The organism is Streptomyces yerevanensis (genome assembly GCF_000716805.1).
Classification (GTDB): domain Bacteria; phylum Actinomycetota; class Actinomycetes; order Streptomycetales; family Streptomycetaceae; genus Streptomyces; species Streptomyces flaveus.
Genome location: NZ_JNWJ01000041.1, coordinates 43,284 through 61,339, shown reverse-complemented (window position 1 = coordinate 61,339; position 18,056 = coordinate 43,284). Strand labels below are relative to the sequence as shown.

The window sequence follows — 18,056 nt, the reverse complement described above, 5'->3', positions numbered from 1 at the left end:
TCGCCCGACCTCCCCGACGACCGACCAAGAGGTGCGAACGATGGCGGAGGCAGCCGACCGGGGTCCGGGTCCGGCTCCGGGTGCGGATCCCGACCCGGATCCCGAGGGTCACAAGGGCCCGCTGACGATCTATCTCGTCAAGCAGCTCGAACTGGCCATCCGTCACTTCATGGACGAGGCCCTGCGGCCGTACGGGCTCACGACGTTCCAGTACACGGCCCTGACCGTGCTTCAGCACCGAGGCGGGCTCTCCTCCGCCCAGTTGGCCCGCCGCTCCTTCGTCAGACCCCAGACGATGCACGAGATGGTGCGCGCGCTGGAGGAGCGCGGGCTGATCGAGCGCGCCCATGCCCCGGGGAACCGGCGGATCATGGAGGCCCGGCTGACGCGGGAGGGGGAGGAACTGCTGGCGGCGTGCGCGCCGGCGGTGCAGAAGCTGGAGGACCGGTTGCTGCTCGACATACCGGAGAAGCGGCGGTCCGCGTTCCGTCAGAGCTTGGAGGACGGACTCGTCTCCTTGACGGGGCGGCACCACGGCTGACGCCCGGATCGGCGGGCCGCTGCCCGGCCCACCCCGCTTCCGCGCAAACGAAAAGGCCGAACTCACCCACTGTGCCTACGAGTTCAACCAACGCTCCCCCGGCCGCTGCTCCTGTCGCGGACGACGGTGGGGACGTGGTCACGCCCGTTCCCATCTGCCTGGTCCCCTGCCGGGGCGCTCCACAGAAGGTTGCATGATCGCGATTGGCTTTCATCCCGGTCTTCTCCTTCTTGTCCTTCCTGTAGTGCCTGTCGCGAGCGGCGGCATCCCGTGACAGCGGGATGACCGCCGTTTCGTGTGCAGCCCGGTCAACCGGCCGCCCATGACGTCCCGTCCGCCGACGGGACGCCTCAGCAGCGCCTCGTCCAGGACCACCCACCGCGGATGTGATCTGCTGCGTGCTGCACCGTGCGACAGCAACGGTCCACGGCCGGGGCAGGAACGACTCCCGATCCGCCAGCGCCCGTCCCCAGGGCGGATTCCCGTGCCGGAACACCGAAGCGTGATGTGGGCCACATCGCATGAATTTCGGCTCTCCCTGTAAGAACTGGGCCGCTGCGCGCATTGCTTGGTGAGAGAACCGAGAAAGCCGATATGAGGGGACGGCGCGTGACACATGCCCAACGCTTCCGGGACATCTACGAGGAGTGCTATCCGCGCGTCCTCGCCTACACCACCAGCCTGGTGGGACGGCAGGTAGGAGAGGACATCACCAGCGAGACGTTCGCCGTGGCCTGGCGGCGGATGCGCGACATTTCCCAACCCGCGCTGCCCTGGCTCCTGGGAGTGGCTCGCAACCTGGTGCGTGAGCTGCGTCGCAGGGACAGCCGCCAGTACGCCCTCGCCGCCGCGGAGGCGCAGCGCATCAGCAGCGGTGCACGGACCGACGTCGGCGACGTCGCGGCGGACGTGACCGATCGGGAAGCCGCGCTGCAGGCCCTGGCGAGCCTGTCCGACGCCGACCGGGAGCTGCTGACACTCATCGCCTGGCACGGGCTGAGCACCAAGCAGGCCGCACGGGTTCTGGGCTGCACCACCGCGACGCTGACCGTCCGGCTGCACCGGGCCCGCCGCCGTCTGGAGAAGGCGCTGGAGTCGGCGTACCTGGCAGATACGGCACCTGTACCGGAGGCGGCGCCCGTACCGGAACCGGTGTCCGTACAGAAGCCGGTATCCGCGCAGAAGACGGAGCAGAAGACGGACTCCGCACCACTCGCACAGACCCCGCGCCGCACTGATCGCAAAGGAGCACTCACATGAAGACCACCCACGAACGGCCCGGGCGGCCCGACGTCATGAAGGTGCTCGCGGGCGCCCGGCCCGACGAACTGGACCCGTCCAGGCTGGCGGGCTCCCTGCGGCAGCGCGAGGACCTGGCACGCATCCTGGCCGGAGCGACGGACAGTCGCGCGGCACGCTTCCGGGTGCCGGGGCGACTCCGGGGCGGGATCCGGCCGCTCGGGACCGTAGTGGCCCTCACAGCCGTCGCGGCGTCCGCGGTGGTCGTGAGCACTCTCGACCGGGATCCTTTCGGCGTGAGCCCAGGCGCACCCCCGCAGACCTCCTCCACTGCCGCGGAGCCGGGTTCGTCGGCGTCCGACGGCCAGGGTGACGTCCGCGTCGACGGCCGCCTCGAACTGCTCAGTGTGGCGAAGAAGGCCGAGACGCCGACCGCCGAAGGAACGTACTGGCAGACCACCACGCGCTCGGAGGACGTGAACGTCGTCGGCGCGGCGGGAGGCAAGGGGCAGCTCTTCGCCGTGCGCGACACGTCGACCGCCCAGTGGTCGGTGGGCGTGCGCCCGGGAACCCGGAGCCTGATGGTCTCCGGTCTGGACGCCGTGATCGCCCCCCGGACCAAGGAGGACGAGGCACGTTGGCGGGCCGCGGGTTCGCCCGAGACGATGGAGGCCGAGGTCACGGGGAACGAGGCAGGCGGCACGCTCGGGTACACGATGGGAACCCGGCCGCCGATGGTCATGCGGACGGACGCCGACGACAAGATCTACGCCCTCGGCCCGCACAACGTCTCGTACCAGGACCTGCGTGAACTGCCCTCCGACAGCGGCGAGTTGCGCCGACAGCTGGAGAAACTGCACGGAGAGGACAGCGGAGCCGAGGCCGGCGTGGGCCGCACGGCCTACGTGCTGCGTCAGGCGGCCAACCTCATCACGATGCCGGTGAAGCCCGCGGTCCGGGCGGCCGCGTACCGGGTGATGGCGGAAATGCCCGGCGTCCGGGGGCTGGGGAGTGTCAGCGATCCGCTGGGGCGCAAGGGCGCCGGTTTCACCTTCCCCGGCACGTCACGGACACCGCTGGGGAGCGTGGAGCAGCGGCTGGTCGTGGACCCGTCCACCGGCGCGATGCTCAGCGAGCAGCTCGTACTGGTCGAACCGTCCGCGAAGGCCCAGAAGGCGGGTCTCGACGCGGGCACGACGGTGAACTACACGGCCACGACCCGGATGAGCTGGGGCGAGAGCCAGATCACCGTGCCGAAGAACGCTCAGCAGTGAGCGCGTGTGATCCGGCGGAACGCCCTCCAGGAACAGCAGCACAGGATCCAGTAGGAGCACAGGAGAAGATGACAACACCCGTACGACGGTTGGCCTCACCCGCCACCCGCGTGGCCACCGCACTCGCGGCCTGCGCCATTGCGCTCACACCGTACGCAGCACAGGCGCAGCCGCAGGCACCAGCACCGGCGCCTGCCGAACGGCAGGCCGCCCCCGCGAAGGCGCCCTGGAAACTGGAATTACCGCTGTCCTCGACGGAGTCGACCGGCTTCTACGACGTCACCGCGACGGGCCGGACCGACGCGTGGGCGGTCGGCGGGAAGGCGGACGAGTCCTGGACTACGGCTCCGGTGGCCAAGCACTGGGACGGCACCCGGTGGAGCGATGTTCCGCTCGCGGGGACCGGTGGCAGACCCGCGACGTTGGATGCAGTGGCCGCCTCGGCGCCGGACGACGTCTGGGCGGCCGGCACCTACACCGACATCGAAGTCGCCGCTGCCTCCTCAGCCGACCGGCTGCCGGACACGCTCCTGGAGCGGCTGCCGGACACCCTGGCGGACCGGCTCCGCGAGGGCTCCGCGCTCCCCGAGGCCTCCGACTCGATCGTGCTGCAGCACTGGAACGGCACCCGCTGGAAGTCGGTGTCGCGTCCGGCAGCCGCCGAGGGATGGATCCGCTTCGTCCTGGACATGGAGTCGGTACGCACGGACTCCGTGTGGCTGACCACCATGGACTGGAACCCGACGGCGGACCCCGCCGACCCGGACGCGGCGTACTCCGGGATGCTGGAGCACTGGGACGGCCGCAAGTGGAGTCGTACGGCACTGCCCCAGGCACCGGACGGCAATCCCGTACAGCCCTTTGACATCACCGGCACCGGCCCGAACGACGTATGGGTCAGCGCCGAGACCATGGCGGACGGTGTCTCCACGCCCCTGCTCTACCACTTCGACGGCCGGCGCTGGACGGTGAAGACCGTCCCCGTCCCCTTCGAGTACAGCTCCGGCTGGGTGGCCAACCACGTCGTGTCGACCAGGCGCGGAACGGTCCATGTCTTCGGCAAGACCAACGATCCAGGGGTGCCGAGCGGGCTGATCTCCACGCGCTGGGACGGCCGCAAGTGGCAGGAGATGCCCACTCCCGGGGTCGACGAGGTGAACGTCTCGGGCGCGGACGGCTCGGGGGGCGTGTGGGTCGGAGGCTGGGCGCCCCAAGGCAGCGCCCACACACTGCTCTCCCGCTGGAACGGCACCACCTGGACCGACGAGGAACTCCCGGCAGAACTCACCTCGACGAGCGGAGGCAGCACGGTCTACGGCATCGCAGGCATCCCCGGCACCCGCGCCGTACTGGCCTCCGGCACCGCCGAGTGCACGAGCATGACGGACGTCTGCGGCCTGCTGGTCTCGCGCGGACTCCGCTGAGGAACGAGCCCTGACGGCAATGGACAGCCTGTGGCCCGCGCCCGTGCGCGGGTCACAGGCGTACGTGCGCAGGTGACCGCCCGCCGGCCAGGGGTGCCTCTAGGGGCGTGGCTGGGCGGGCCGCGTGTCGGGGCGGGCGTCGTATGTGGCGCGGGCGGCGTCGATGTGGGCCAGGTGCGTGGTGCTCCACTCCAAGAGGGGGGCGGTGGCTTGGCGGAGGGTTTTGCCCATCGGGGTGAGTTCATAGCTGACGTGTGGCGGCATGACGTTGTGGACGGTCCGCGTGAGGATTCCGTCGCGTTCCAGGCTGCGCAGTGTGACGGTGAGCATGCGCTGGCTGATTCCGTCGATGGCTCGCTTGAGTTCGGTGAAGCGGCGCGGTCCCTGGCTGAGGTTGCGCACGACCAGCAGCGACCATTTGTCCCCGACGATGTCGAGGACTTCGCGGGTCCGGCATGGGTCCTCCTGCCGGGCGGGCCGCGACTCACTGTCGGCTGTGCTCATGGTTACCTCCAGGGAACCCGGGCACCGAAATGTGCCTTATTGCTCGGGGCATGGCTGGTGCATCACGATGACTGCGGTTCTCAAAGAGTACCGAGGCACGAAAAGGAACCGGTACGTTCCCGCGCCTCCGCGACCCCGACGAGGAAGAACCTCCGGATCATGTCAACATTCCTGCTGGTACACGGTGCTTGGCACAGCGGCCGGTGCTGGGAGCGGGTGGTCCCGCTGCTGGAATCGGCCGGACATCGCGTGTTCGCGCCGTCACTGACCGGCTACGGCGACAAGGCACACCTGCTCGGTCCCGAGGTCGGGCTCGAGACACACGTCGAGGACGTCGTCGAGCTGATCCGCGAGGAGGACCTGACCGAGGTGGTACTCGTGGGTCATAGCTACGCGGGGCTGGTCATCTCGTCCGTGGCCAACGAGGTGCCGGAACGGATCGCGCATCTCGTGTACCTGGATGCGATGGTCCCGAAGCACGGCGAGACCGCCCTCGACGTCCAGCCTGTGGCCCAGGAGCTGATCGACGAGGCCGCGAAATCCGGCAGCTGGCGGGTTCCGCCGCTGCCCGAAATGCCTCCGCCCTTCGGTCTGTTCGGGGTCACCGACCCGGCGGACGTCGCGTGGCTGCGCGCGATGCTCTCCGACCAGCCGGTGCGCTGCCTGCAGCAACCGGTCCGGCTGGACAACCCGGCTGTGAGCTTGATTCCGCGTACGCACATCCACTGCGTCGGTGTGGAGCCGGAAGGCATCGTGCGGCGGCCCGTACCCGCGATGCAGCCCAATGGCTCGCCGGCACGGACCTGGGAACTGCCGACCGGGCACGACTGCATGATCACCATGCCGACAGAACTGAGCGAACTGCTGCTCAAGGTCAGCCTTTAGCATCGTCCGGCTGCCTAACAGCAGGCAAGGCAACTCCCTTGTCCTGGGCGGGATTTGCGGGCTGGGTGTGACCCGGCAGGAGCAGGCACAAGGGAAGGGCGAGCGCGGTGAACGCCACTGCCCACCAGAAGGCTTGGTCGAAGCCCTGGGCCAAGGCGTCGGGGTGCGGGCGTTGCCCACGCCGTGCTGGAGGGCGACGGCGAGGATCGCGATGCCCACGGACCCGCCGAGTTGTTGAGTGACGCGGCTGATGATGCTGGCGTCGGGGATCTCGGGGTGCTGGAGGCCCACGTAGGCGGCGCCCATCGGCGCGATCATGGCGGCTCCCAGGGCGATGCCGCGGACGAAGAGTGCGGCTGTCAGCAGGATCTCGCTGGTGTCCGCGGTGACGAAGGCGAACGGCACGGTGGCCGCCGCTAGGAACGCGAAGGCGGCGAGTGCGACCCCGCGGGGGCCGAAGCGGTCGGTGTACTTGCCCGCCAGGCCGCGTGCGAGGAGCGCGCCGACGCCCTGTGGGATGAGCAGGCCGGCACCTAGGGCGTCCTGGCCGCGTACCTGCTGGAAGTACTGGCTGCCGTGTCTATGTGCGGGGGTCGGTCGTTAGGCCGATCGGGTGCGTGAGTGTGCCCGGTTCGGACCATGGAGGGGGTGGTGGGCGTGGGCCGGTTGATGGCGACGGCGCCGTGTACCGCCTTCGGCGGCGTGGTGGAGGGCAGCGGTGAGCGGGTCGGCCAGGCCCTGCTGTATGAGCGGGTGGGCTTCCTCGCCGAGTTGAGTTGCGAGCTGACCCGGGCTCTGGTGGCTTCCCGGTGGGATGAGGCCTCCCTGGAGGTGCTGGCCGCTGGGGTCGACGGGCAGGGTGAGCCGTTGCCGTCCAAGGGGTGGATGGCGCTGCGCCGCCTGGACTGGGCGGCGGCCGTGCCTGCCGCGGGGGTGTACGTGTCGGACCGGGTGCGGCGGGGTGCGGAGGAGTACGCGGCGCGCACCCTGCGCCTGGCGCTGCACCGGCGCACTCTGGTGGCGGCGATCCTGACGACCTGGCCCGCCGACCCCCACCGGCGCACCCAGGCGGAGTGGACGGCGCTGCGGGCACTGCTGCCCGCCCAGGTCAGTAGTGCGGAGATCCGCAACCGCACTCGGCAGGTCCGCGCCTACCTGGCCGAGCACGGGAAGTTGCCCGCCGGGCTGTGCGAGCTGGAGGAGCCGCCCGAGATCTCAACTCAGGTACTCCTGGCCGCGATGGACCGCCAGCAGGTCACTCTGCAGCGGGTGGACGAGGGAATAGCCAGGCTGCGGGTGAAGCTTCCGCTGTGCGCGGCTCCCGCCTCGGGCCGGGACTGGGCCTGGCACGTGATCGACCTGCGGCTGCCGGGCACCGTCGGCCCGGAGGCGGTGCTGCACACCCCGACCCTGCGCCCCACCCGCAGCGGGCGGATCGCGGTGGACCTGCCGCACTCCCGGCCCATGGCCGTGGCCCCGGCCGCCGGGCACACCGTGGCGGTGGGCTTCGACTGGGGGGTCAACACCCTACTCACCGGCACGGTGGGTCGGCTGACCGGACGGGGCGAGACGGCGCGGGTGGTCACCGACGGCCGCCCGCTACTCTTCGACGCCACCGCGATCAGCGCGAAACTGCACCGGCTGCGCGGCCACCGCGAACACCTCGCCGCCCGACGCGACCACTACCGCGCCCTCGCGGAACCTCTCGGTGCCCCACTGCTGGCCTGGGACGACCTGCACCGGCGGGCCGCAGTGCTGGAGGTCGAGCACGAGCGGGTGTGCGCCCGCATCCGCCACCTCAACGACGCGCTGGCCTGGTCCGCGGCCCGCTGGGCCGTCGACCAGAGCCTCGCACTCGGCGCCACCGTCATCTACCTGGAGGACCTGGCCACCCTGGAGGCCCGCGGCCGCAGACGCGGTAACGCCCGGCTGTCCGGGCAGGTCCGCGGCACCCTCGCCGAGGCGATCCGGCACCTGGCCGCGAAGGCGGGCCTCGCGGTGGTCACCGTCCCCGCCCGGGGCACCTCCGCGCGGTGTCCCCGCTGCCTGGGTCCGCTGGGCCATCATCCCGCCCCGGACCGGCTTTCCGAGCGCGGCTGGGCCTGGGCCCACTGCCCCGGCTGCCACCTGTCGATCGACCGGGACCAGGCCGCCGCCCGCCGGATCGTCTCCCGCGGCCTGCTCGCTCAGACCCACATCACCACGGACCGCGCCACCGGCATCCGCACCGTCCGCACCACCGTCGACGGCACCGTCACCGCGGTGCGCCGCCCCAAGAAGACCACCCGCCGCCTGCGCCGCGCCCGCCAACAGGCGGCCGCGCCACCCAGGCCGCCGGGGCCGAAAACCACTCCGGGCAAGGCCCATCCCACCCCGGTCCGGCCATCCCCGGCCCGCCGGTCGACGACTTCCCGCCGTATGCCCGAGGTGCGTACGGTCCCCGCCACCACCCCCACCAGGGTGGTAAAGCGTCCGGCGGGGCATGACACCCAGGCACCGGCCCCTCACGGGCCGGTGTCAGGTCATGGAGTACCCGCCCTCTCCCGACCGGAGCCTGCTCCGGGCGGGGTGGGGCGGCTCTCCCGCGGAACCTGTCGGCGGCGCACCCGTGCCGCCCAGCGGACCGGCTTCCACCACCTGCACGCCACCGAGGTCCACCCCCTCACTCCGAGGTTCGGACCCCCCGGTGACGGCACACGGCCACGCCGCGTCCGAAAAGCCTGAAACCCTCAGGCACACACAGAGTTCCAGAGACGCTGCAGAGCGACATCGATGCTGGCTCGGTCTGGACTCGCAAACGCTGCGCTCCCGGGTGGTCGCCCGGCTGGGCGAGGACGTCGCGTACGACGCGTTCTGCTTCGGCGCCGTCGACCCGTGGACGCTGCTGGTCAGCGACGACGTCTCCGAGGGCATTCCGCCCGGCAGCGCGCAGTTGGCGTCGCACAACGAGTACCTCGTGGCCGACGTGGACAAGTTCGCGGACCTGGCGCGGACCGGCCGTACCGTCGGGATTCTCAGTCACAGCGTCGGCGGTGACCTGCCGCGCAGTGCCCGCTTCCGTACGGTCCTGCCGGTCATCGAGGCTCAACACGAGCTGCGTGCCGTGTTCGTGGCGGACGGTGAGTGCTGGGGCGCGCTGGCGCTGTTCCGGCGGGGCGGCCGGGCAGACTTCACACCGCGGGAGGCGGCGCTGTTACGCGCGCTGTCCCGGCCGGTCGCGGTGGCGCTGCGCCGGGCCTGCGTCAACGCCGCGCCACTCGCGCCGCAGGTTCCGGCCGGTCCGGGTGTCCTGGTGCTCGACGGCGAGGGCCGCACCCTGGTCGCCAACGAGACGGCGCGGCACTGGCTCGACGAGATCGGCCCGCTGGCCCCGCACGAGGTAGCGGCGGCGGCCCGGGCCGGTCGGGGCGAGGAGGCGTATCTGCGGGTACGGTCCCGCAGGGGACGTTGGCTGTCGCTGTGGGGTTCGCCGCTGGACGGTGATCCGCACCGCGGCGCCTCGGTCGTCATCCAGCCGGCCCCGGCCTCCGGCATCACCGGCATGCTGGCCCTCGCGTACGGGCTGACGGTCCGGGAGCGGGAGATCCTGGAGCAGGTGATCTCCGGCCAGCCGTCGACGGCAATCGCCTCCGCGCTGAGCGTGTCCCCGTACACCGTGCAGGACCATGTGAAGTCCCTCTTCGCCAAGTTCGGCGTACGCAGCCGCGGGCAGTTGGTGGCGCGCGCCCTGGGCCATCCGCCCATGGAATCGCCCCACACTGCGTGAACCGACCGGCCGCTGGAGGCTGCGGTCAGCCGGGTATGTCCATGCGCTGTGTGCCGATCACCGACAGCAGTTGCAGAGCACCCTCCACCGGGGAGCCGGGGTCGGCCGTGTAGATCACGACTCGCTGGTCCCGGTCAGTGATGTCCAAGACATCGCAGTTGAGTGTGATGGGACCGATCACGGGGTGCCGAAAGGTCTTGTGCGGGGCGGGTTCGACCGACATGTCGTAGGCGGCCCACAGCCGGGCGAACTCCGCGCTGCCGGTGAGCAGCTCGTTCACCAGCGTGGTTACCTCGGGGTCGTCGGGGTAACGGGCGGCGGCGGCCCGCAGATGCCGGGCCGCGGTACGGCCGAAGATCTCCATGCCGGACCGGCTGTACCACTGCCGCTCCCCCACTCGCGAATCGAGAAAGGTACGGCGCAGGAAGTTGCGTTCGTGCCGGGGCAGTGCGGAGAAGTCTTCCAGGAGCGCGGCCGCCAGGTCGTTGTGGGCGATCACCTCATAGGTCGCGGACAGTACGAGTACCGCGGCGTGCGGTAGCCGCCGCAGCAGGTCCAGGATGCTCGGGCGCACCTCGCAGGAGGGGCCTGACGGCGGCGCGGGCGGGGCGCCGGCGAGGTGGTGCAGGTGGGCGCGCTCGCCGTCCGACAGGCGTAGGGCACGAGTCAGACCGGCCAGCACCTCGCGCGAGGGGCGTGGGCCGCGGGCCTGCTCCAGCCGCGTGTAGTACTCGGTGGAGATGAACGCCAGCTGCGCCACCTCCTCGCGTCGCAGCCCCGGGGTACGGCGCCTCGGCCCGGCGGGCAGCCCCACGTCGGCGGGGGTGATCCGCTCGCGCCTGCTGCGCAGGAAGCCGGCCAGCTCTCGTCTGTCCATGTCCCCCAGTGTGTACGGGGCCCGCGAAGCCGATCCAGGTACCGCCGGTGCCTGGATGAGGGTGCCCGGCCGGGCACAGGCTCGTCGGCATGAACGACACACAGACCACCGACACCTCCGCCCCCGCCGCCTCGGGTCTGCTGGCCGGCAAGGTCGCCTTCATCAGCGGAGCCGGCCGCGGCATCGGCGCCGCCGCGGCGCGGCTGTTCGCCCGGGAAGGCGCCCGGGTCCTGCTCGCGGCCCGCACCGAGGACCAGCTCAAAGCGGTATCCGAACAGATCCGGGTGGCGGGCGGCACCGCTCAGTACGCGGTGTGCGACCTGGCCGACACGACAAGCGTGCGCGCCGCCGTCGACCGCACCGTGGAGGTGTACGGCCGACTCGACGTCGCCTTCAACAACGGGGCGCTCGCCACGCGGCACGTCGGCCCGATGGACCAGGTGCAGGAGGCGGACTTCGACCAGCAGTACAGCGTCAACCTCAAGGGCGTCTGGCTTGCCCTGGCCGCTCAGGTCTCCGCGATCCGGGCGACCGCCGGCAGGGGCGCCATCGTCAACAACTCGTCCGTCGGCGGCTGGAAGGGCAACCCCGTACTGCCCGCGTACAGCGCGATGAAGCGAGGTGTCCACAGCCTCACCGAGTCGGCCGCCGTCGCCTACGGCGCCGAAGGCATCCGCGTCAACGCCATCGCCCCCGGCACCACGCTGACCGAGATGATGCGCCACTGGGAAGCGGAATCGCCGGGCGTCATCGACCAGCTCAACGCGCACACCCCGCTGCGCCGCGCGGCCCAGCCCGAGGAAGTCGCCGAGGCCGCCGCCTGGCTGCTGAGCAACCGCGCCTCCTACGTCACCGGAGTGGTCCTCGCCGTCGACGGTGGCATGCAGGCATCGTGAGCCGAGGCCAGACGCCGGCCTTGATCAGCGGAGATCAAACGGACGGCGGCTGTCGCCGATGTTCGTCGAAGGCGGCCGTCATCCGGGCCGGCGTCTCCCCGTACTGCTTCTTGAAGGCTCGGATGAAATGGCTGCTGTCGGAGAAGTGCCAGCGCGCCGCGGCTTCCGCGATGGTCGGCCTGGCCCATGGAGTGAGCAGTTCGTGCCGTGCGCGTTCCAGTCGTCTGCGGCGGATGTAGGCCGCCACCGGCTCTTCGGCTGTGCCGAACGCGCGGTGCAATGTGCGTACAGAGACGTTCAGTTGGCGTGCCAGCCACCGAGGCGAGAGGTCGGGGTCCGTGAGGTGCTCGTCCGCGAGATCCATCGCGGCGCGGGCGAGTGCGGGAGCCAACCGGGGCTCGGCGTCGTCGAATTCGTTTCGCACGGCGGCTCTTACGAGTTCGAGCAGGGCGTCGCGTGCGCCGCGTAGGCCTGCCCCGGTGAGGCCGTGCACGGTCTCGCGGACCATGCTCGCGTGGGCCATGAGAATGCGCATCTCGCTGGAACGGGTCGAACCGACGATCTGCCTGCCGTGCCTGCCGCCGGTTGTCCGCCCGAGCACCGCGGTGGGCAGGATCAGTACCGTCGCCCGGGCACCGGGCGCCACGTCGAACAACGAGGGTGGGTTGTTGTGGCGGGCGATGAAGGACCCGGCCGACACCGTGACGCTTTCACTTCGCCCGTCAAGTGCGGCGAAGCGCCAGGAGCCGTGCCGCATCAGGTGCACGAGCACCCGGTCGTCGCATTCGCGGGCCGCCGCGGGACGCCCGAGGAAGCGCTCGCTGTAGACGTCCGCAATCACCGCGTCGTGCAGGTTGGCGGCCTGGACGTCGATCCGGAAATCGCCGGTCTCGCCGACGTCGAAGGAGGGCAGGGGTAACGCCACGCCTGTTTGTGTCTCCCACTCCTGCCGGAAGACCTCGAAGCCGTTTCTGGCCGTTCGCGGCTGCGTGACGTCTGCCGTGAACGTCCTCCCCAGCCGGCTTCCCGTCATGGCCCTCTCACCGTCGCCCTTTTCGAGTAAGGCACGGAAATCCCATTGATGTGTCGCTCAGTTGCAAGCGCCCCCACACCAACCCGAACAAAATTACAGGCCTCTGCGACACGAGAGGCACAAGGTACGACTTCGATGACCGAAACGACCACGACTCACGCCGCAACGAACGCGGCTGCCGGCGACCCGGCGGCGGATATCGCAAGCCTGATGCAGATGATCGCCGGCGGCGCGATCCTCCAGACCCTGCACGCGGTTGCCGAGCTCAACATCGCCGACCACCTCGCCGATGGAGCACGCACGGCGAAGGAGGTGGCCGCGCGCGAGGGCAGCCATGAGCGATCCACCTTCCGTCTGATGCGTGCCGCCGCTTCGCTGGGAGTGCTCAGCTACGAAGGGTCGGGTCGCTTCGGCCTGACCGGGCGGGGCCAGCTGCTGCGTACGGGCGTTCCGGGCTCCCTGCGTTCCCTGGTGCTGATCCAGGCCGGGGAGTCGCACTGGCAGCCCTGGAGTCTGTTCCCCGAGGCGGTGCGGCAGGGCACGAGCCAGGCCAAGAAGGCATTGGGCGCGGACGTCTTCGACTACTACGCACGGCCGGAGAAAGCCGACAAGGCCAAGCTGTTCGCCGAGTCCATGCGGGACTTGGCCGGCATGGTGACGCAGGGCATCCTGGCCGAGGCCGACACCGAGGGCCTGTCCACCGCGATCGACGTCGGCGGCGGGGACGGACACCTCGTACTGGCACTCATGGAGGCCAATCCTGCTCTGCAGGGTCAGGTACTCGACCTGCCGCACGCCATCGAGGACGCGACCCAGCAGGCCGGACAGCGGGGCCTGTCCGACCGTTTCTCCGGTGTGCCGGGCGACTTCTTCGATGAGGTACCCAGCGCGGACCTCTACCTCCTCAAGACCGTGCTCCACGACTGGGACGACGAGCGCTGTACGACGATCCTGCGCAACTGCCGCTCCGCGGTGCGCGAAGGCGGGCGCGCCCTGGTCGTGGAAATGCTCGTCGACCAGGAGATCGGCAAGCCCGACTTCGCCACCATCGCGGACGTGACCATGCTCTGCGTCACGGGCGGCATCGAACGAGACCTGGACGAATTCGACGCGCTCTTCGAGGCCACCTGTTGGCGCCGCGGCAAGACCTATCCCGTAGGCGGCGGCTATTTCGCCATGGAACTCGAGGCCGTCTGACCAGCTGGTTCAGGAGAATTCCATGTCAACAATTCTCATTACCGGTGCCAATCGGGGTATTGGCTACGAGACGGCCCGAGCCCTCATTGCCGAGGGCCACACCGTATGGCTGGGTTGTCGGGACAAGGCCCGAGGGGAGCGCGCCGCCGACGAGTTGGGCGGGCGATTCGTACGGCTCGACGTCACCGACGACGCCTCCGCCCAAGCTGCCGCCGCAAACATCGGCCAACTCGACGTACTGGTCAACAATGCGGGCCTGCTGGAGCCGCCGACGCACATCGGAGACCTCACGTCCGACCTCGTGCACCAGGTTTTCGACACCAACGTCTTCGGTGCCGTACGCGTCACGACAGCCTTTCTGCCTCTCCTCGCGGAGTCGGCGCGGCCGGCGGTGGTCAACGTGACCAGCAGCATTGGCTCGTTGGCCAAATCGGTCGATCCGGACGACGAGTTCACCGCCTACCCGCAGGATGTGTACCGCGCTTCCAAGGCGGCCCTCAACATGTTCACCGTCCAGTACGCCAAGGCATATCCGGCTATGCGGATCAATTGCGTCGACCCGGGTCTGACCGCGACCGACATGATGGGCGGTCAAGTGGGCCAGCCGGTGGCCCAAGCAGCCGCGATCGTCGCCAGGGTCGCTCTCCTCGGCCCGGACGGCCCGACCGGACAGTTTCTCGGCGCTGACGGGGTCGTCCCGTGGTGACCTGGAACACGAAGCCCAGCTGGGACGCGAAGCCGACCAGGGCGCCCATCACCGAGACCATCGACCGCTTCGTCGACAGCTTCAACGTCCAGGACCTCGACCTCGCCATGTCCTTCTTCGCCGAGGACGCCGAGTACCGTCCCGGCGACGGCGCCGTCCACCGAGGACTCGCACAGATCCGCGCCGCGTTCGTGCCGATCTTCTCGGGGAAGTTCGGCCTGGTCACCTTCGACGAACACGACCGGCTCATCGACGAACAGCAGCGTCGCGCGGCCATCCGCTGGACCTGCCGCCTCGACCTGGCGCCCGAGCACACCCGCGGCACCACCTCGGTGCTGCGCTGGGCCCTCCGCGCCCGCTACGGCAGCCGGATGCGCTGGGAAGGAACCGACATCTTCCACTTCGACGAGGAGCTTCGCATCACCGGCAAGTACACCTACGCGAGTTTCCGTCGGCCCATCATGCTCAAGGGGTGACCGCTGACCGCCTGGTGCTACGTCAGCCAGGGCGCCGCCGCGCCCTGGCTGCGCTCGCTCAGGCGACCGTCGCCTCGATGATCGAGTAGGGAGTCGCCGTCGGCACGACCCTGTCGATGCTGATACCGGCGGCGTTCAGCAGCGACTCGTACTCCGCCCGGGTGCGTTCCTTCCCGGAGCCCATGGCGAGCATGGTGAGGTCGATCGTCTTGGCCACGTGCGGCTCGTCGCCGTCCGGCACGATGGCCTCGAAGATCAGCACCCGAGCACCCGGCCCACCCGCCTTGGCCACTGACTGGAGCAGGCTGACGGAAGCGTCGTCGTCCCAGTCGTGAAGGATGTAGCTGAGTACGTAGATGTGCGCGACGGGCACGCTGTCGAAGAAGTCACCGGCGACGACCTCGACCCGGCCTTCGAGCCCTCGGGCGGCGATGTTGGACCGCGCCGCCGGCGTCATCGCGGGGAGGTCGAAGACGATCCCCCGGCGGTCGGGCAGATCCTGGATGAGTTCGACCAGGACGCTGCCGTCGGCTCCCCCGATGTCGGCGACGAGCTCGCCGGCGGGCAGTGCGTAGTCGTCGAACATGCCGGTACGAAAGCCGTTGGTGACCGAGGCCATCGCCTCGCTGAACTGCCTCGTTCGGTCAGGGCTCTCGGTCAGCCAGTCGAAGAAGGGCTTGCCGAGGTAGTGGTCCGCGGCGGGCTCGCCCGTCCTGAGCGTGTGGAGCAGATCGCTGAACGGCGCGTAGTGGGTCTCCATCCACATGAGCGCCACCGCGTGCACCGAATCGGCGGCGTTGCGGGACAGCGTCGCGCCTATGGGTGTCAGGGACACTTGATCGCCGTCGAGGATGAACACCCCCATCGAGGCGAGAGTGCGCAGCAGACGGCGCAGGGGCTCGACCTGCGCGCCGGATCGCTCCGCCAGTTCGCTCACCGTCAGCGGGCCCCCGGCCTCGTCCAGCATCGTCGGCAGGTCCAGCTTGGCCACGACGTAGACCGCCTGGGAGACCTGGAATCCTCCCGTCATCTGCAACATGACGTCTGTCGGCTTCGGCATCGGTGGGTTCATCAGCGCTCTCCTCTTAAAGTCCGTAGGTGACAACGGACTGATCGAACAGTCGATGGTTGGGCGGCGGCGATACCGCGGGGAGCACAAGATTTGTCCTCATTTGCGTGACCGCGCCCGGAACCGCCCTGGGTTTGCTCCCCCCGCCGAAGCTTAGGAAGGTCGGCGCGGCGCGACCTTGAACCACAGCGGCATCAGAACGGAACATCCGCGCCACGAGACAACGTTGTCGAAGCGCATGGAGGTAGACGATGAACAACGCTGCACCGAAGGCCGAGGGGTCACGCGGGGCGTTCTTACTGGACTCCACCATCGCGGGCACCGGGCCGCGCGGGTTCGACGCCTTACGGCACGTATGGGAGACGCAGATCGGCGATGTCTTCCGACTGCCGAGCTTCAGTCCGGCCACGATCGGTGACCTCCGGGTCAAGGGCCGCGCCGCCAAGGTGCGCGACGTGGCCATCGCCGATGTCCGCAGCGTGTCAGCCCTCGCGGGCACCCCGGGTGACGATCACGATGCGGTGGTGATGCACGTGGTGCGGCGCGGCACATGGACGCTGGACGACCCGCCCGATCGCGGCGAACGCACGGTTTCGGCCGGGCAGTTCCGCCTCCGGCACTTCGTACGGCCCTATGGGTTCCAGACGGCGCCGCACACGACGACGAAGATCCTCGCTCTGCCCGCCGCAAGGCTCAGCCCCGTTCTCGGGAACCGGATCATCACCGGGCCGGCGAACTCGCCCGAGGTGCGCCTGCTGGTGGCCCACACGAATATGGTCCACGCAAACATCGCCGACCTCGGCCCGGCCGGTGTGCAAGCTGCTCACAGCGCCCTGATCGAGCTGGCCAAGGCGGTGGTGCAGGGCCAGTTCGACGACGTGGAACCCCGACTGGCTCCCGCGCTCGCCCAGGCCGCGAAGGACCTCGCGGACAGCCATCTCACCGATCCCGAACTGTATCCGGCGATGCTGGCCCGTCAACTCAACGTCTCCGTACGCACGTTGCAGCGGGCGTTCGCCGCGACGGGAGAGTCGGTGGCCGCCTACATCCGCGGGCGGCGGCTGGAAGAAGCCCGCCTCGCGCTCTCCGCCCCGTCCGGACGGCTGAGCGTCTCCGAACTCGCCGCCCACTGGCACTTCGCCGACAGCAGCCACTTCATCCGCGCCTTCAAGAAGCAGTACGGCCGAACACCCGCCGATTACGCAAGCTCGACCAGGCCGGCCAAAGGACGACCCGGCCTCGACGGTCATCTGTCGGCCGGACACGCACCCGGCCCACCTGCCTACAAGAGGGCATCTGATCAATGAGCTCACGGTGCCCGCACACAAGAGCGGGGCTGCCACCACAAGGTCCTCCATCGGGATTCGCCAGACCGCCGGCCGATCGACGGTCTACCGTACGGATATGCCGCACTACCCTCTGCGGTCGTATGAGGAGGAGTCCTGTGTCATCGCCCTGTGACCCCAAGTACGCTCCCGTCGGGGATATTGGCGCAGCGCTCATGATGATCGACTCACGGCTCAAAGCCGTCTACGACAGCAAGACCGAGACCGACCCCGAACAGCAGCAGATGGTCGACCAGTTCGCCGCGACCTTGGGCCCTACGGGACTCGATGAGCTGCTGGACGGCACGGGCACGCTCATTTACATGTTCATGCAGTGGCTGCGGAAGGCCTGCGAGGACGCCGACGAGGACGTCATCGAGTACTCGGTGTCCGCCCTCGTGGCCACGATGCGCATGATGCCCAAGACCTTCCGTCCCGAGGTCATCCCCACCATGGCCGGCCTGCTCATCGCCGCAGGCACCGGCCTGAGCCCCAACTTGTGGCGCGCACAGTACGGACCCTGGACCGACGCCGAGATGAATCCCCTGGAAGCCACGGCCGTCCTCCTCGCGGAGCACATCAACAGGATCACCGGCGACCACGACTTCGCCACCCGCCTGATCACCGAGGCGCTGTCCAGGTCGGACCAAGGCTGACCTGCGGCATCCTCGCCCCGAAAGCCGAGCGCTTCCACCAGCGCCGGGGTGACGGCCGTACCGATCTCTACGCCATGGGCCGTGTCCTGTACGAACTTTTCGTCGGCAAGCCTCCGTTCGTCGATCCGGGCGGGGCTCGGTTTCAGGCGGCATGTCGTTCGCAGCCGCCTCTTTGTTCAGCTTCTCCT

17 protein-coding genes and 1 pseudogene are annotated in these 18,056 nt (G+C 69.6%); 13 read left to right on the top strand and 5 right to left on the bottom strand.

Features of this window, described 5'->3' with window-relative positions; genetic code table 11:
* The first annotated feature begins 40 nt into the window (after nt 1-40).
* From OP79_RS33945 to OP79_RS33930, 4 genes are all read left to right on the top strand, one after another.
* Entirely contained in the window at nt 41-541 is a 501-nt protein-coding gene (locus OP79_RS33945) for a MarR family winged helix-turn-helix transcriptional regulator (RefSeq protein WP_078492174.1), read from the top strand.
* A 609-nt stretch (nt 542-1,150) separates the two neighbouring features.
* The gene (locus OP79_RS33940) at nt 1,151-1,801 is read left to right on the top strand and encodes an RNA polymerase sigma factor (RefSeq protein ID WP_033325685.1); all 651 of its coding nucleotides are present in this window, start codon (nt 1,151-1,153) and stop codon (nt 1,799-1,801) included.
* Complete coding sequence (locus tag OP79_RS33935; protein WP_033325684.1) at nt 1,798-3,054, top strand: CU044_5270 family protein; 1,257 nt, start codon at nt 1,798-1,800, stop codon at nt 3,052-3,054. Before OP79_RS33940 ends, OP79_RS33935 begins: the two co-directional genes overlap by 4 nt.
* Before the next feature lie 68 nt (nt 3,055-3,122).
* On the top strand, nt 3,123-4,478 hold the full coding sequence (locus OP79_RS33930) for a hypothetical protein (RefSeq protein WP_245685542.1): 1,356 nt from the start codon (nt 3,123-3,125) through the stop codon (nt 4,476-4,478).
* A 99-nt stretch (nt 4,479-4,577) separates the two neighbouring features.
* On the opposite strand, the gene OP79_RS33925 is transcribed toward OP79_RS33930, so the two are convergent.
* Nucleotides 4,578-4,982 carry a winged helix-turn-helix transcriptional regulator gene (locus tag OP79_RS33925; RefSeq protein WP_033325683.1) on the bottom strand — a complete coding sequence of 135 codons (405 nt, stop codon included), beginning with the start codon at nt 4,980-4,982 and terminating at the stop codon, nt 4,578-4,580.
* Nucleotides 4,983-5,141: 159 nt separating this feature from the next.
* On the opposite strand from OP79_RS33925, the gene OP79_RS33920 reads away from it, so the two are divergent.
* Entirely contained in the window at nt 5,142-5,867 is a 726-nt protein-coding gene (locus OP79_RS33920) for an alpha/beta hydrolase (protein ID WP_033325682.1), read from the top strand.
* Here the strand turns inward: OP79_RS33920 and OP79_RS52420 are convergent.
* A pseudogene (locus OP79_RS52420) lies at nt 5,857-6,434 on the bottom strand (MFS transporter); the annotation flags it as partial. The gene OP79_RS33920 and the pseudogene OP79_RS52420 sit on opposite strands and share 11 nt — an antisense overlap.
* 72 nt (nt 6,435-6,506) lie before the next feature.
* Here OP79_RS52420 and OP79_RS33915 point away from each other — a divergent pair.
* Both OP79_RS33915 and OP79_RS33910 read left to right on the top strand, forming a co-directional pair.
* Nucleotides 6,507-8,591, top strand: coding sequence for a zinc ribbon domain-containing protein (locus OP79_RS33915; protein WP_106972545.1), 2,085 nt, complete (start codon nt 6,507-6,509; stop codon nt 8,589-8,591).
* A gap of 88 nt (nt 8,592-8,679) precedes the next feature.
* Complete coding sequence (locus OP79_RS33910; RefSeq protein WP_051745122.1) at nt 8,680-9,633, top strand: LuxR C-terminal-related transcriptional regulator; 954 nt, start codon at nt 8,680-8,682, stop codon at nt 9,631-9,633.
* A gap of 25 nt (nt 9,634-9,658) precedes the next feature.
* Here the strand turns inward: OP79_RS33910 and OP79_RS33905 are convergent, their stop codons facing one another.
* A complete protein-coding gene (locus tag OP79_RS33905; RefSeq protein ID WP_033325681.1) occupies nt 9,659-10,510 on the bottom strand; it encodes a helix-turn-helix transcriptional regulator in 852 nt (283 codons plus the stop codon).
* Between the two features lie 89 nt (nt 10,511-10,599).
* Here OP79_RS33905 and OP79_RS33900 point away from each other — a divergent pair, with 89 nt between their 5' ends.
* A complete protein-coding gene (locus tag OP79_RS33900) occupies nt 10,600-11,406 on the top strand; it encodes an SDR family NAD(P)-dependent oxidoreductase (RefSeq protein ID WP_033325680.1) in 807 nt (268 codons plus the stop codon).
* Between the two features lie 34 nt (nt 11,407-11,440).
* Here the strand turns inward: OP79_RS33900 and OP79_RS33895 are convergent, their stop codons facing one another.
* Nucleotides 11,441-12,439, bottom strand: a complete 999-nt coding sequence (locus tag OP79_RS33895) for a helix-turn-helix domain-containing protein (RefSeq protein ID WP_033325679.1) — start codon at nt 12,437-12,439, stop codon at nt 11,441-11,443.
* 135 nt (nt 12,440-12,574) lie between these two features.
* On the opposite strand from OP79_RS33895, the gene OP79_RS33890 reads away from it, so the two are divergent.
* Genes OP79_RS33890 through OP79_RS33880 form a run of 3 tightly spaced genes read left to right on the top strand, consistent with a single transcriptional unit; the run spans nt 12,575 to nt 14,818 of the window.
* Nucleotides 12,575-13,636 carry a methyltransferase gene (locus OP79_RS33890; protein WP_051745121.1) on the top strand — a complete coding sequence of 354 codons (1,062 nt, stop codon included), beginning with the start codon at nt 12,575-12,577 and terminating at the stop codon, nt 13,634-13,636.
* Between the two features lie 22 nt (nt 13,637-13,658).
* Nucleotides 13,659-14,342 carry an SDR family NAD(P)-dependent oxidoreductase gene (locus tag OP79_RS33885; RefSeq protein WP_033325678.1) on the top strand — a complete coding sequence of 228 codons (684 nt, stop codon included), beginning with the start codon at nt 13,659-13,661 and terminating at the stop codon, nt 14,340-14,342.
* The gene (locus OP79_RS33880; RefSeq protein WP_051745120.1) at nt 14,336-14,818 is read left to right on the top strand and encodes a YybH family protein; all 483 of its coding nucleotides are present in this window, start codon (nt 14,336-14,338) and stop codon (nt 14,816-14,818) included. Before OP79_RS33885 ends, OP79_RS33880 begins: the two co-directional genes overlap by 7 nt.
* Nucleotides 14,819-14,876: 58 nt before the next feature.
* Here OP79_RS33880 and OP79_RS33875 read toward each other — a convergent pair whose 3' ends face one another.
* The gene (locus OP79_RS33875) at nt 14,877-15,890 is read right to left on the bottom strand and encodes a methyltransferase (RefSeq protein WP_051745119.1); all 1,014 of its coding nucleotides are present in this window, start codon (nt 15,888-15,890) and stop codon (nt 14,877-14,879) included.
* A gap of 248 nt (nt 15,891-16,138) precedes the next feature.
* Here OP79_RS33875 and OP79_RS54330 point away from each other — a divergent pair, with 248 nt between their 5' ends.
* Nucleotides 16,139-17,194, top strand: coding sequence for a helix-turn-helix domain-containing protein (locus OP79_RS54330; protein WP_106972544.1), 1,056 nt, complete (start codon nt 16,139-16,141; stop codon nt 17,192-17,194).
* A gap of 137 nt (nt 17,195-17,331) precedes the next feature.
* Nucleotides 17,332-17,868 (top strand): hypothetical protein, encoded by a 537-nt coding sequence (locus tag OP79_RS33865; RefSeq protein WP_033325677.1) that lies wholly within the window; start codon nt 17,332-17,334, stop codon nt 17,866-17,868.
* Nucleotides 17,869-18,056: the final 188 nt, after the last annotated feature.